The following is a 13695-nucleotide window of genomic DNA, read 5'->3' on the forward strand; positions in this document are numbered from 1 at the left end:
CGTAATGCTCCTTTCGGTGACCCAGAGCCATTCTCCGGATTCATTAACATTTAAACCGTACACCGAGTATTTTACCGCACTCGCCGATAACTTATGCATCTTTTTCTAAATCCTGAACGATTTTTTCCAAACGAAGCAATCGGTGATACATAGCGGACTTGGATACGGGTGGTACAAACGACTCCCCTAGCGCTGATAACGACAGCTCAGGGTTATCTTTTCGTGCAAGACAAAAATCTCTGACCGCTGGCGGCAGAGCTCTGAGTCCAATGAGTTTCTCGGCCTTTTCTATAAGCGCTAACTGGTCTGCCGCTGCATTTGATGACCGCGTTTGATTAGCCATCTCTGCGTTGACAACTCGGTTGACGTTGTTGCGATAATGCTTTTGCACGCGAGTAAACGCAATAGCGCGCGCCATGGTGGGCGCACCAATCTCTCGCAAAAACTTGATGATGTCGTCAGAGCTCTTAAGGTAGACAGCATAAATTTCTCTAGTTCGCATGAGCGCGTTGGTATGGCGGTTACGATGATTAAGACGCGCCTTAACACCAATGGATCCCATAAGTTTTACCAGCTCAGTGGCAAATCTTTCTCCCGAGACAGCAATCTCTAGGTGAAAATCTTTTAAGGGATCAGCCAAAAATCCGCCCGCCATAAACGCTCCACGCAAAAAAGCTCGCTGCGCTTGCTTGGTGCGAATAACACTCTTTGGAATGCCACTTACCAGGCCTTCTCCCGGTATATAAATGCCAAGAGCGGAAAGCGCTTCTGCAAGCGAATCCTGGTTAGAAATCTCAAGCAAATAGTTGCGTTTTTTATGCATGATAGAGCGACGGTACTCAACGGAAGTACCCAAATCAAACAGACGGCGAGAAGAACTAATAACTGTTCGGGCAACCGTGCCAGTCTCAGTAACAATGCGAACGGCAAATTTGCCAGGACCGTGCATCGATAATGTTCCGGAAACACGAATAAGCGCAGAAAGCTGGGCTAATTCACAGTCCGTCTGAATTTCTGGTACGCTGACCAGCTCATTTTTTACCAAGGCAGTATAGGACATGACAGATTAACTTCTACTCAGCCTGCTGAGACTTCTTCTGAGCCGCATCAAGATCGCGATGGAAAAGCGTTACGCGATAACCCTGGCTGGTAAGATGCTCTGCGGTAGCACGGGCGATTGCAACACTTCTATGCTGGCCGCCTGTACAACCTACCGCAATAGAGAGCAAGCTCTTGCCTTCCTGTACATAACCAGGCATTACTACATCAAGCAGCTCAAACCAAGACTTAAGGAATTTCTTAGTAGTGCCATGCTCAAGGACAAACTGAGCTACTGGCTCATCAAGACCGGTAAGTGGTCTGAGCTCTGGATCATAGTAAGGATTGGGCAGGAAGCGCACGTCAATCATAAGGTCAGCCTCAACGGGCAAACCATTTTTGAAACCAAAGGAAAACACACTGACATCCATAAGCTGCTGTTCAGCAAGCTCTGAAAATGCGCGACGAAGACGACTCTTGAGCGTATTAGTACGCATAGACGAGGTATCTAGGACCACATCTGCCAGCGCTTTTATGTCCTGTAGCTGTGCGCGCTCCTTAGAAATTGCAGATGAGAGATTTTCTCCCTCCTGCGCTAAAGGATGACGACGGCGATTCTCGCTATAGCGACGCACAAGTACTTCGTCTGAGGAATCCAGATAGACAATCTTGTACGTGAGCTCGTGATCTGCAAGAGACTTCAGAGCTTCAGAGATGTCATCAAAAAGACCTTGCGAGCGCAAATCGCAGGTAACGGCCAAGTGGCGGCCAACACCCGTGTTAATGCCCACAAGATTAGAAAGCTGCAAAATAAGAGCTGGTGGCAGGTTATCAATGCAGAAATAACCCATATCCTCAAACACGTGAAGCGCCTGCGTACGACCCGATCCAGACATACCCGTAATAATGACAATGTCGGGAATAACTGAAGATGTAGGATCGTTTTTCTTCACAGGCGCTCCTTAAATACGTGACGAGAAAACCTTACCGCTCCAAGCGTTAATCCTCAAGTGCTGCAGCAAACCAAGAGGTAATCGAAGTTGGATGTGTAATGGCTGTACCTGAAACAACCGCCCAAGCGCCTGCATCCAGAGCATCTTTTGCGTCTTGTGGTGTGTGGACGTGACCCTCGCAAATAATGGCAATACCTGGGAATTCAGTAGTTGCCTGCTGGAGAAGGGCAATGTCAGGGCCATCGTCAAGCGTTGTATCAATAGCGGCCTTGTTGTGAGAAAGTGTGGTTGAAACAAGATCACAACCAGTGGCAACAGCGCGACGGATGTCATCCATAGTCATGCAGTCAGCCATGATTAGCACGTCAGACTCTGCACGCAGAGTTGCAACAGTCTCTTCAAAGGTTCTACCATCAGGCCTTGGGCGGTCTGTTGCATCCAGGGCAACAACATCTGCGCCAGCGTGAATACAAGCACGCGCATGACGAAGCGTAGGAGTAATGTAGACACCCTCATGACCCTCTTTCCAGAGGCCAATGACAGGAATTTCAACCCTACCCTTAATGGCAGAGATATCAGACAAGCCCTGGCACCTAATAGCAGCAGCACCGCCAAGCTCACAAGCGCGTGCAATCTGAGCCATAGTCTCTGGATGCCTCATAGGCTCACCAGGATACGCCTGGACGCTAACGATGAGTTTTCCTTTAAGTGACTCAACAAGCTCTGAGTGTGCCACGGTATTCTCCTTACCAGAATGTACGTACGTTAAAGGTGCGTGTCTTTGCGGCGTGCTGGATCAGCAAGCCAAGTCAGCAAGCTAGTTAGTGACTTAGCGCTTCCTGCCTAAAGACGCGTCTCTAAATAGCCAGGTAGAACAAGGTTTTCTGCAGCTCCAATAAGAGGGGCTTCTCCACCAAGTGTGCCCTTCACAATAGGCGTTGCCTGAACAGGAGGCATGGCCTGCAGCTTAAATGCAGCTTCAAGTGCCTCGTGCCAGTACTTACCGCACTCTGCAACAGAACCAGACAGGATGATGACGGAAGGGTCAAGCATGTTGCACATGCTGCCCAAAACTTCACCAAGCGCACGGCCCGAGCGCTCCTCTGCAGCTTGAGCGATCTTCTCGCCAGCAAGAGCCCTTCGGTCAATCTCTGCGCCATCAAGAGCAGATCCATCTTCAAGCGTATCGGAGCCGCCAAGACGGACATACTCACGAATAATGCCAGGACCTGCAGAAACAGGCTCAAGGTGAGAAGTTCCACCACACGGGCAGTCAACGCCGGCAGCTGCTGGAGTTGCAACGTGACCAATGTGACCAGCCTCGTCGTGAGCGCCCAGCATCAAAATGCCGTGGTTCACAAAGGCGCCACCAATGCCCGTGCCAACCGCTACGGTTAGAACGCTGTCTTTGCCGTGGCCAGCGCCGTGACGAGCCTCGCCCAGAGCATGAGCGTGAACGTCATTGAGGACGCTGCAGGAAAGGCCAAACTCACTGGTAACTGCTGAGCCAAGAGCGGTTCCGCCCCAGCCTGGCATAAGTTCGTTTGCGTAGGTGATGTCTCCGGTGCGAGGGTCAACAACTCCAGCAGAAGAAATACCCACGCCAGAGATAGTAAGACCTAGCTCCTCTGCGCGAGAAAGGGCCTCTCTGATTGCCTGCAGAACGGTGGCAAGAACCTGCTTGCCACCCTCTTTCGCATTGGTAGGAACCTTCTTTACGGACTGAACGTTTGGAGCGTCGGTGCCGTTAAGGGTAACTATGCCACAGGCAATTTTTGTGCCGCCAATATCAACGGCGCAAACATGTGTTGGATAAACAAACTTAGAGTCCATGGTGTCCCCTCTTGTTTAGAGAAGGCCGTTTGCAATAAGAACCTGCTTGATTGCCTCACGGTTCTGGCCATCAAGTGGCTTAACAGGGCGAGGCATCTGGTCAGAATCAAAGATGCCCATGAGGTTAAGAGCGCACTTGAATGCACCAACGCCAGCACCATAGCCCTGAACGCCTGTGGTGACATCAAAGATGTGGGAAATCTCGTTGAGTCGATCCTGCTCACGCTTGACCTCTGCCCAGTTGCCTTCCTGAGCTGCCTTCCACATACGGACGTAACCTTCTGGCTCAACATTAGCAAGACCAGGAACAGAACCGTCTGCACCAGAAAGAAGAGCGCCGTCAACAACAATCTCGTGGCCAGTCAAAAGAGTTAGAGGGTGACCGTTCTTCTCGTTCTCCTGAACAAGATACCTGAAGGAAACGTCATCGCCAGAAGAGTCTTTAACGCCTGCAAGAACGCCCTCTGCGCCCAAACGAGCAAGCATCTTCCAAGGAAGCTTAGTGTGAACGCAGACAGGAATGTCATACGCAAACAGAGGTGCGTCCAGCTCCTGGTGAAGGATGCGGAAGTGTTCCTCAATATCAGCTGGGCCACCAAGTGCATAGAAAGGAGCAGTTGCTACAAGAGCGTCTGCACCCAATGCGAGGGCACGGCGACCGTGCTCCAGAACACGCTCGGTCTCGGTATCAATGATGCCCACAAGGACCGGAACTCGGTGGTCAACAATGCGAACAGCCTCGCGAACAATCTGATCACGACGCTCATCAGTTGCAAAAACAACCTCGCCGGAAGAACCGAGGAAGAACAGGCCGTCTATGCCAGCCTCAATGAGACGATTAATGGAGCGCTCAAACGACACAACATCAAGCTGATGGTCTGGGGTATCTGGGGTTACAACTGGTGGAACAACACCGCTAAATGGTACGTTACTGGACATGCTTTATCCTTTCACACGTTGGAAAATCCAACTGGTTTCATACAACAATGTACTGAAGTAGCCGACCAAAGCATTGATCAAAAGCAACTTCAAAGAACCTACGTAATTATAGTCCGCTTAGTTATGACAAAGTCCTGATATAACCTCGCAGAGATAGTTGATTTGCTCGTTCTCAAACTGATTGATGCGCTCGTGGCCAAACTTGGGATACACACGCATCTCTTTCTGCCCCGTCAGGCGATTGTACAGCGCAAACGTTCCCTCAGTTGGAGCGCTCTGGTCCAGCAGAGCCGTGCCGATAAGCGCAGGTACATGCACCAGCTCTGCCGCGCACGCGCTGTCGAGAAGACCAACCGCGTCGATAGCTGCATCTGACTGCGGAGTGTCTCCGCACCCGACATGTGCTCGCAGGGTTGTTGCGTTGTCGGCAAAGAGCGGGTTCAGCGTCATAGTAGCGATCGCTGCCTTGGGCAGAAGAGCTGCTGCAAACAAAGCCTGCGAGCCGCCTAGACCTTCTCCCCAGGTGACGGTTGTACGCCCGAGGAAGCGCGATGCAACCGCGGTAGTTACCAGTGCGTCATCGATGAGCTGCTTGAGCGTGGAGGATGCGGCGTCATCTGGGTTGCTGAGCGCGCGGGCAAGCTCCTCTGCCGTCAACACTCCCCTCCAAGCGTCTTTGAGTGACGCTTCGCACGGGCGAGCTTCCAGGGCCACGACGGGCAGACCAAGTGCTGAGAAGCGCAAAAGGTGCAGCCAGCTACGCGCTCCCCGACCAAGATCGGAGAAGAGCACCACCGCGGGCAGCTTTGCCGAGACGGACAGCTCTGCCGATGCGGACAGCTCTGCCGCAGCTAGCGGTTCTGCCACCGACACACCTGCTGGAAGAATGACGCGAGCGCGCAGCTGCGTCTGGTCAGTTGAGGTGAATGTGATGCGCTTAAACGTTGCCCCCTGGGTAGCAGACGGAAGCTCAACCACACTCTCTACGTGCGCATTTTGTGCAAACGCTACCGACGTCTCCCAAAATGATTCAAAGTATGATGGTCTAAGCCACGCACCGCGATAAGAACGGGCATCTTCAAGCCTTTGTGTTAAGCCCCTCATGCTTTCACCTCGCCTTCTGCTTGAGCAGGAAATGACGAGTCCAACTTTTCAAGAGCTTGCTCTCCCTTGTCTGAGCAGAAGAAATCAATGATCTTATCGTCAAAATCGTCAATCTCTTCATGCGCATATCCGGGATAAAGAAGATGTCTCTTTGGGCAGGTCAAGGCATTGTAAGCCGCAAACTGAGCCTCGGGAGGAACTACCGGATCATCAAGTCCGGTGCCAAAAAGCACAGGACAGGTAACCAGGCTCGCAAAATTAGCTGAATCAATGTAAGCAAGCTTTGCAAAGACCTCATCAACGCGAGAACCATCAGCATCAAACCAGCGGGAATAATAGCGGATCCCCTCGTAGGCAACCTCATCAGCATTAAGCTCCCACACACACCTAAAATCAGTGAGGAAGGGATAAAGAATTGCTGCCCTATTAATCAGGTCTTGATTGAGTGCGCAGGTAGCAAGACCAATACCGCCTCCCTGCGAGGCACCGTTTACAAAAACGCGATCTGTATCAATTCCTTCAAGCTGGCGAACAATTCTGCAGAGCAAGCGAATGTTCTGATACAGATGAACAAAGTAAAGGTCCTCTACAGGTCCATCTAGTCCAAGCACCAAGTGGCCCGAGACAGTAGTGCTCTTATACGAGCTTCCGTCCAAACTACGGCCACCCTGCCCAGGATTATCAAGCGCAATCAGCGAGCAGCCCAAGCCCAAAAATGAGCTCTGCTCAAACCAACTGCGAGAAGATCCTGGATAGCCATGAAACTGTAAAACAAGCGGGGTTTGTACATCTAAGGCAGTCTGTGGTCGCAGGTACTTTGCGTAGACTTCCGCGCCATCAATTCCCACAAACGTCAAATCAAAAAAGTGAGCTAAAGCAGATGACGTGACTTCTGTTGAAGGAACAATCTGCCAGCTGAGAGGAGCGTTATCCGCCTCCTCCATACGTGCCTTCCAAAACGCCTCAAAATCTGAAGGATAAGGCGTCAGAGCATGAGCTGCCTTCAATTCTGCAAGCTCAAGCGTTTCTTGGTGCATTGATCCACCTAACAAGCTAAAAGAGCGCAGCCTAAGCTGCGCTCTGGTCAAACAAAAACGTAAGCGCTACTCACCCAGTTTAGGATGAAGCAAAGATGGCGCAGCACCCAAAAGCGTCTTAGTGTAAGGATCTGTTGGATGCTCAAAGACCTGCTTAGCAGGACCATCTTCCATAATCTGGCCGTGATTCATAACAATGATGCGATCAGAAACATAGCGGACGGTCTGGATATCATGCGAAATAAAGATCATCGAGAGACCCAGCTCAGACTTGAGGTCTGTAAGCAGGTTCAAGATCTGTGCACGAACAGAAACGTCTAGTGCGGAAGTAGGCTCGTCAGCAATGATTGCCGATGGGTTCAGAGAAAGCGCACGTGCAATAGCAACACGCTGACGCTGACCACCAGAAAGCTGACCAGGAAGGGCACGAAGTGCTGAATGTGGAAGTCCAACCAAGCTAACCAGCTCATTAATACGAGCTTCTCGCTCCTGCTCTGTTCCTACCTTATGTACCAGCAGTGGATCCATAAGCTGGTCTTTAACAATCATACGAGGGTTAAGAGCAGTTGCTGGGTCCTGGAAAACAACAGATACTACGCGACCAATCTGCTTCCTGAGCTCTGGAGTACGCTTGGTAACATCCATTCCCTTGAAGTACACATGACCGGACGTTGGTGACTGAAGACCACACATGACATTTGCGGTAGTGGACTTTCCGCAGCCAGACTCACCAACAATACCAATGGTCTCACCAGGCATAAGCTTGAGAGAAACGTTCTGTACTGCGTGGACCTTATTAGGCTTAAAGATTGAGCCTGTACGCGTCTTAAACGTAACCGAAATATCATCGAGGAAGATAATTGGCTGCTCTTCAGTAGTTGTAGCCATTTACCTCACCTCCTTTTGAGAACGCTCAAGGTAAGGCACAAGACCATGCTCCTTCAGATACTCATCAGGCAGCTCGGAGAAACGATGGTGCTTACCAGGAATCTCCTTAATAACAGGATGTACCTCAAGACCCAAGTCTGGGTGGCTTGAACGAGGAGCAAACCTATCGCCTGTTGGGAAGTCCTCTGGAGAAGGAACAGAACCTGGTACCTGGTGAAGTCTGGTACCGTCCTGTGCACCTTCCTCAATGGAAAGAACAGAGCCGAGAAGACCGCGGGTGTACTCGTGAACAGGATTGGTCAGAAGCTCAGTAGTAGCTGCCTGCTCAATAACCTGGCCGGCGTACATAACGGTAATCTCAGAAGCAACCTCTGCAACAAGTGCAAGGTCGTGGCTTACAAAGATCATTGCGAAGCCAAGGCGACGCTGGAGGTCATTTAAGAGCTTGATGACCTGCTTCTGAACAGTAACGTCCAGAGCGGTTGTTGGCTCGTCACAGATAACCAGTGAAGGATCGCGGGTAAGTGCCATAGCAATCAGAACACGTTGGCGCTGACCACCAGAAAGCTCGTGTGGATAAGACTCAAGCGTACGCTTTGGATCCAAGCCTACAAGCTCTAGAAGCTCCTCTGCGGAACGAGTGCCTCCCCTGCTGGTAAGTTGCTTCATCTGAGAAGAGATAAGCATGGAAGGGTTCAGCGAAGACAGAGCGTCCTGGTAAACCATAGCAAGCTCGTGACCAAGCAGCTTGCGGTGCTCTTCTTTGGAAAGCTTCAGGAGATCTTGGTCTTTGTAGAGAACCTCACCAGTAATGGTTTCCTTTGGATCAGTCAGACCCATGATAACCTTGGTGGTAATAGACTTGCCGCAGCCAGACTCGCCAACCAGTGCCATGCACTGACCAGGACGAACATCAAAGCTTACGTGGTCAACAACCTTAACATCTCCGTGAGACTCAAAGCTGATGCAAAGATCCTTAACGCTCAGCAATGGTGCAACATCAAAGTCTGGCTTACGCCTATCAGTTCTGGACAGCTCAACCTTTTTAAGTGCATTAAGTCTGCGCTCCAGGGACTCTGCCTGCTCTGCATAGGCGCGAACTGGATCAGATGCAAGGATGTCATCTGCACGCCTAGAGTCAGAGTTCTCTGTATCAACAGGAGCGCCAGGTGCTGCTGCCATAGCGTCAGTAAGACCCTCGGAGAGGATATTCAGTGCCAGGCAGGTCATCATAATAGCCAGGCCTGGGAAGAATGCCTGCCACCAACGGCCAGCAAGAACGCCAGCACGAGCATCAGCCAAGATGTTACCCCATGTTGGAGTTGGCTCTGCAATACCTGCACCAATGAAGGTCAGAGATGCCTCAAAGATGATTGCGTCTGCAACAAGCGTAACGGTAAAGACCATGATTGGAGCAATGCAGTTACGAAGAACATGCTTCCACAGAATCCATGGTGCACGAGCACCAGAAACAATGGTTGCCCTTACGTAATCTTCGCCGTACTCGCTTACGATGTTTGCGCGAACAATACGAGCAATCTGTGGCGTGTACATAAAGCCAATAGCAAAGATAATTGAAGGAACGCTGTTACCCAGAATAGAAACAAAGACTGCTGCAAGAGCAATGCCTGGGAACGACATGATGATGTCGAGCACACGCATGATGACCTCAGAGACAGCCTTTCTAGAAACAGCTGCAATTGCACCAATAATTGAGCCACACAGCAGTGCCATACCCGTAGCACCAAAGCCAATGACCAGTGAATACTGACCACCATAAAGCATACGAGAAAGAATATCGCGGCCCTTATCGTCAGTACCAAAAATGAATCCATTGCCTGGAGCCTGACGAGCGTTGAAAATCTCAAGTGGGTTATGTGGAGCAATAAAGTTTGCAAAGACAGAAGCAAGAACAACAAAGACGAGAATGACAAGAGCAATCTTGGAAGCCGTCTTCATCTTCTTAAAGCCACCAAAGGTTGAACCCTTTGCTGCAGCTTCTTCGAGCTTCTCGACTTGTTTTTTTCTAATTTGTACCATCGCACTACACCGTCCTAATGCGTGGGTTAATCAAGATGTACAGCATATCAACAACAATGTTGATGATGATGAAGGACAGTGCAACGACAACAACAACGCCCTGAACAAGCATTGCCTCGTTACCCTGGATGCCCTCGAGAATAGCGGTACCCATGCCAGGAAGGTTAAAAATAACCTCAATAACAACGGCGCCGCCCATGAGGTAACCAATCTTGAGGCCAAGTGTGGTCACAGGGGTAATAAGAGCGTTGCGCAGTACGTTTCTTGCGATAACGATTCTCTCTGGAATACCAGCACCGCGAGCAGTACGGACGTAGTCCTTATCCAGCTCCTCGACCATTGCGGTACGAACAATACGGGTCATCTGACCAGACATTGGAACCGCAAGTGCAAATGCCGGCATAATCATACGAGCAAGGTAGCCGCCAAGATTTACCGTAGGATCTGGCAGTGCTCCAGAGGCAGGCAAAAGCTTGAGTGTAGACGCAAAGACCAGAATCAAAAGAACTGCCAACCAGAATGATGGCGTTGCAAGACCGGCGATTGAGAATACACGAATGATTTGATCGGGCCATTGATCTCTATAGAGAGCCGCAATAACACCCAACGTAAACGAAACAATTGCGCCAATAAAGAGACCCATAAAGGTCAACTGCATAGTTACTGGTAGAGCCTTTGAAATTCTTGCAGCGACTGAATAGTGAGAAGTGCCATAGGTACCCAGATTTCCATGAGCAACATCACTGATATAACGTACATATCTCACAGGCCATGGATCATCAAGGCCATTCTCAATGTGATACTGCTGGATAGCTTCTGCAGAAGCAGACTCTCCCAAGGCATTGTATGCAGGATCAACATGCGAGAAAGACATTAGGAAGAATACGAGAAAGGTGACGCCTAGAGCCATAATCGGCAGCGCAATAAGACGGCGTCCGATAAGACGTAATAGGTTGTTCACTATCTCCCCCTCTCTCTTTAAAACAAACCGTACAAATAAAATTTTGATGAGACTTTGAGCTTCTCAGGACTGAATTTTGCGAACAAGAGCCCGAGCGTTATAAGTAAAACGCTCGGGCCCCAATGTATGAGATGCTAAGCGCGTGACGACAACAAATTAGCTAGCAGTAACTGTGTTGACATCAATGAAGGACAGGCCGGTAGTTCCGATGCCCTTGAAGCCCTTGAGAGCAACGCCGTTGCTGTTTGGCTTCTCGCTCCAAGAAGCGGTGAAGGTCTTAGCAAAGAGAACTGGGTACAGAGGTACGTTCTCAGCGATGATGTCGAAGCACTCGTTCCAAGTGGACTGCTGATCAGCACCAGACTGGCCAAGAGCCTTGGTCATAAGGTCGTGAAGCTTGGTCCACTCAGCAGACTCCTTCCAAGGGCAACGCTTGGTCATCCAGACGTTATCGCCATACCACCAGTTAAGCAGCAGGTCGACGTCTGCGCCGAAGCAGGAAGGATCGCCAGGTGCAAGCAGGATGTCCCAAGAACCGTCAACTGCGTCGATTGCAGCATAGGTTGCAGGAGAAGTATCGGAAACGATGCTTACATTAAAGCCAAGTGCATCAAGGTCGTTCTTGACCTGAGTTGCCATGGACTTAACCTGCTCGTTATCGGTGGTGCGGAGAACAACATCACCTGGAGTAATACCGGACTCAGAGATGAGCTTCTTAGCCTTGTCAACATCATGAGCATAGACAGTGGATGCCTTGTGGTAGTTAGCAAAGGAAGAAGGAAGGTAGCTGGTAGCAACCTCTGCCTGACCAGAGAATGCGTTTGCAAGCATCTTATCTGTATCAAGTGCATAGAGGCATGCCTGGCGAACCTTAACGTTGTCCCAAGGAGCCTTGCCAAGGTTGAACATTGCAAAGCGGACACCAAAGCCCTGGACAGCGTCAACGGTGCAGCCTGCGCCCTTGAGCTGGTCTACAGCGTCTGCAGGAACCATTTCCATAGCAAGGGTGGTTCCATCCTGCTGTGCGGTCAGACGAGCGGTTGGATCCTTAAGGACGTCATAGTGGAGCTTATCGTCCTTAGCAGGAGTTGCGCCGTTATAGTTTTTGTTAGGAACAAGGTCAAGAGTATTGTCAGAGATGGACTCAAACTGCCATGGACCAGAACCAACTGGCTGCTTCTTCATCTCGTCCTGGGAGCTGCTTGCTGGAACAACGCGAACAATGGACAGGCGCTCCTTGAGGAGGGAGAAGTTAGCAATAGTGGTCTTAACGGTGACAGTCTTGTCATCCTTCTTCTCTACGGAAGCAATTGGAGAAAGCATTGGAACGTAAACGCTACCCTTAGCAGCGGAACGGTTGAAGGATTCAACAACGTCATCTGCCTTTACCTCGTTACCATCAGAGAACTTTGCGCCGTCACGGAGGGTAATCTCAAAGGTGTAATCGTCAACCTTCTTAGGATCAGCAGTAGCAAGCTCATTGAATGTAGAGTAGTCATGGAAGTTAAGACCGTAGAGGCCCTCAACTACCTGCCAGTTAACACCAAGAGCAAGTGCTGATGAAGTAGTAGATGGATCATAGTTCTGGGTTGAATAAGCGGTACCAGCAGTAATTGTGCCGCCGCCTTCCTTTCCAGATGGAGCTTCAGCTGCCTTCTGCTGTCCGCCACCACAAGCGGTGAGACCAAGACCAGCTGCTACAGTTGCTCCGCCAAGGAAGCCGCGACGCGAAAGTGGACGGTTAATAAACTCGCTCATTTCTGCCTCTTTCTAAAAACTCTCCTTGCCACAACGTGGCACCAATGCCACTTGTGTGGCTTACATCTACATAACTATAGAAAGAAAAGATATTCGGTCTGAAGACAGTTCGCCCAACGGTATTAATTTCTCGCCCATTGGCTGCTCAAAATATGAAAACGTGTTTTATTGTATTATTTACTGCATATAAATCTTAATAGCAGCTAAGAAGGCCCGCAGTTAGCGGGCTTTACTATTATTTTACCTTGTATAATATATAAATTATTTAACTAACTACATATGTAGTAGGTAAAGTCAACTACCGTTTACCGATGATTTACTACCGTCTGCCTTTAGAAATTACGGATATGTTGTGAAGATTAAACAAGAGTCAGTCCAAAATGAACTGACTCTTGTCTTAGAACATCGAAAACGCCGCAAAATTACTTGGTTAAATCCAGGATTCGTTCAGGATTTGCCATAAAGTCCAAGTGTTCTTCCCCTAATCGGAAGCTAATAATTTCCGATACATGACTATCTTCTTTTATAATTTCGAAATCTCCGTCAGCTGGACTATAGCGGCCATAATAACCATCTGATTGATAGCTTGGAGGCCATCCATTTGTTCCTGCAACTTCCCAAACCAAGCACGGTAGCTTTTGCTTATTCATTTCTTGCAGCAATCCAGCATTTCTTGTTTGAATCCACAATTCTGATGAAGATCCTGTGTATGCACTTATAGCAAAGACTCCCAAATCTTGCTCAACAGTTCCAATAAGAACTCCATGGGAACTTATTGTCCAATAAAGCGTTATGTTCATTACTACTGGGCCATCTTTGCTAACGCCCAAAAACGGGCCAGCAATCTCTGTATCTTCCAAGTTAATGTTATCAACAGAAGTAAAATCTGACTTTGAACCGTTTTTACAAGCATTATATTGTTGCACCACATACTGAGCTGCCTGCTTTTTTAATTCTGGCAGCCTCATAGTATTCAACTTAAAAAACCAGTTATTTATCAGCAAACCACAAATAACAAGAACTACCAATAATGACAGACCTTTTATAAATCTTTTTCTACGCTGCATCTGCTGTCACCTCACCAAAGTCTGTAGTTGGCACTGATACGGGAATGATATTTGGATTTAAGACTTTTCTTGCAATG

Annotated in this window: 12 protein-coding genes; all 12 read right to left on the bottom strand. The window is 49.3% G+C overall.

The window, feature by feature from the left end:
* Positions 1 to 91 precede the first annotated feature (91 nt).
* Complete coding sequence (gene whiA, locus ACO5GU_RS00060) at positions 92 to 1060, bottom strand: DNA-binding protein WhiA (RefSeq protein WP_314019148.1); 969 nt, start codon at positions 1058 to 1060, stop codon at positions 92 to 94.
* A 13-nt stretch (positions 1061 to 1073) separates the two neighbouring features.
* A complete protein-coding gene (gene rapZ / locus ACO5GU_RS00065) occupies positions 1074 to 1991 on the bottom strand; it encodes an RNase adapter RapZ (RefSeq protein WP_484929440.1) in 918 nt (305 codons plus the stop codon).
* Positions 1992 to 2037: 46 nt separating this feature from the next.
* A complete protein-coding gene (locus ACO5GU_RS00070; protein WP_484929442.1) occupies positions 2038 to 2727 on the bottom strand; it encodes an N-acetylmannosamine-6-phosphate 2-epimerase in 690 nt (229 codons plus the stop codon).
* A 107-nt stretch (positions 2728 to 2834) separates the two neighbouring features.
* Positions 2835 to 3824 carry an ROK family protein gene (locus ACO5GU_RS00075; RefSeq protein ID WP_484929444.1) on the bottom strand — a complete coding sequence of 330 codons (990 nt, stop codon included), beginning with the start codon at positions 3822 to 3824 and terminating at the stop codon, positions 2835 to 2837.
* Between the two features lie 15 nt (positions 3825 to 3839).
* Positions 3840 to 4763: a dihydrodipicolinate synthase family protein gene (locus ACO5GU_RS00080; RefSeq protein ID WP_484929445.1), complete on the bottom strand. Its 924-nt coding sequence runs from the start codon at positions 4761 to 4763 to the stop codon at positions 3840 to 3842.
* Positions 4764 to 4880: 117 nt separating this feature from the next.
* The gene (locus tag ACO5GU_RS00085) at positions 4881 to 5867 is read right to left on the bottom strand and encodes an acetylxylan esterase (protein ID WP_484929446.1); all 987 of its coding nucleotides are present in this window, start codon (positions 5865 to 5867) and stop codon (positions 4881 to 4883) included.
* A complete protein-coding gene (locus ACO5GU_RS00090) occupies positions 5864 to 6904 on the bottom strand; it encodes an acetylxylan esterase (RefSeq protein ID WP_484929448.1) in 1041 nt (346 codons plus the stop codon). Before ACO5GU_RS00090 ends, ACO5GU_RS00085 begins: the two co-directional genes overlap by 4 nt.
* 66 nt (positions 6905 to 6970) lie before the next feature.
* The gene (locus ACO5GU_RS00095; protein WP_035432222.1) at positions 6971 to 7792 is read right to left on the bottom strand and encodes an ABC transporter ATP-binding protein; all 822 of its coding nucleotides are present in this window, start codon (positions 7790 to 7792) and stop codon (positions 6971 to 6973) included.
* Entirely contained in the window at positions 7793 to 9832 is a 2040-nt protein-coding gene (locus ACO5GU_RS00100; protein WP_484879959.1) for a dipeptide/oligopeptide/nickel ABC transporter permease/ATP-binding protein, read from the bottom strand.
* A 4-nt stretch (positions 9833 to 9836) separates the two neighbouring features.
* Entirely contained in the window at positions 9837 to 10793 is a 957-nt protein-coding gene (locus tag ACO5GU_RS00105; RefSeq protein ID WP_484929450.1) for an ABC transporter permease, read from the bottom strand.
* A 156-nt stretch (positions 10794 to 10949) separates the two neighbouring features.
* Positions 10950 to 12551 (bottom strand): ABC transporter substrate-binding protein, encoded by a 1602-nt coding sequence (locus ACO5GU_RS00110; RefSeq protein WP_484849439.1) that lies wholly within the window; start codon positions 12549 to 12551, stop codon positions 10950 to 10952.
* 422 nt (positions 12552 to 12973) lie between these two features.
* Positions 12974 to 13618 carry a hypothetical protein gene (locus ACO5GU_RS00115; protein WP_484854699.1) on the bottom strand — a complete coding sequence of 215 codons (645 nt, stop codon included), beginning with the start codon at positions 13616 to 13618 and terminating at the stop codon, positions 12974 to 12976.
* Positions 13619 to 13695 lie beyond the last annotated feature (77 nt).

Source organism: Lancefieldella sp. (assembly GCF_057237245.1).

What these genes read in the sequence shown, in the direction of transcription:
- whiA (WP_314019148.1), bottom strand. Translation starts at nt 1,060, where the DNA reads ATGTCCTATACTGCCTTGGTAAAAAATGAGCTGGTCAGCGTACCAGAA.
- ACO5GU_RS00075 (WP_484929444.1), bottom strand. Translation starts at nt 3,824, where the DNA reads ATGGACTCTAAGTTTGTTTATCCAACACATGTTTGCGCCGTTGATATT.
- ACO5GU_RS00080 (WP_484929445.1), bottom strand. Translation starts at nt 4,763, where the DNA reads ATGTCCAGTAACGTACCATTTAGCGGTGTTGTTCCACCAGTTGTAACC.
- ACO5GU_RS00085 (WP_484929446.1), bottom strand. Translation starts at nt 5,867, where the DNA reads ATGAGGGGCTTAACACAAAGGCTTGAAGATGCCCGTTCTTATCGCGGT.
- ACO5GU_RS00090 (WP_484929448.1), bottom strand. Translation starts at nt 6,904, where the DNA reads ATGCACCAAGAAACGCTTGAGCTTGCAGAATTGAAGGCAGCTCATGCT.
- ACO5GU_RS00095 (WP_035432222.1), bottom strand. Translation starts at nt 7,792, where the DNA reads ATGGCTACAACTACTGAAGAGCAGCCAATTATCTTCCTCGATGATATT.
- ACO5GU_RS00100 (WP_484879959.1), bottom strand. Translation starts at nt 9,832, where the DNA reads ATGGTACAAATTAGAAAAAAACAAGTCGAGAAGCTCGAAGAAGCTGCA.
- ACO5GU_RS00110 (WP_484849439.1), bottom strand. Translation starts at nt 12,551, where the DNA reads ATGAGCGAGTTTATTAACCGTCCACTTTCGCGTCGCGGCTTCCTTGGC.
- ACO5GU_RS00115 (WP_484854699.1), bottom strand. Translation starts at nt 13,618, where the DNA reads ATGCAGCGTAGAAAAAGATTTATAAAAGGTCTGTCATTATTGGTAGTT.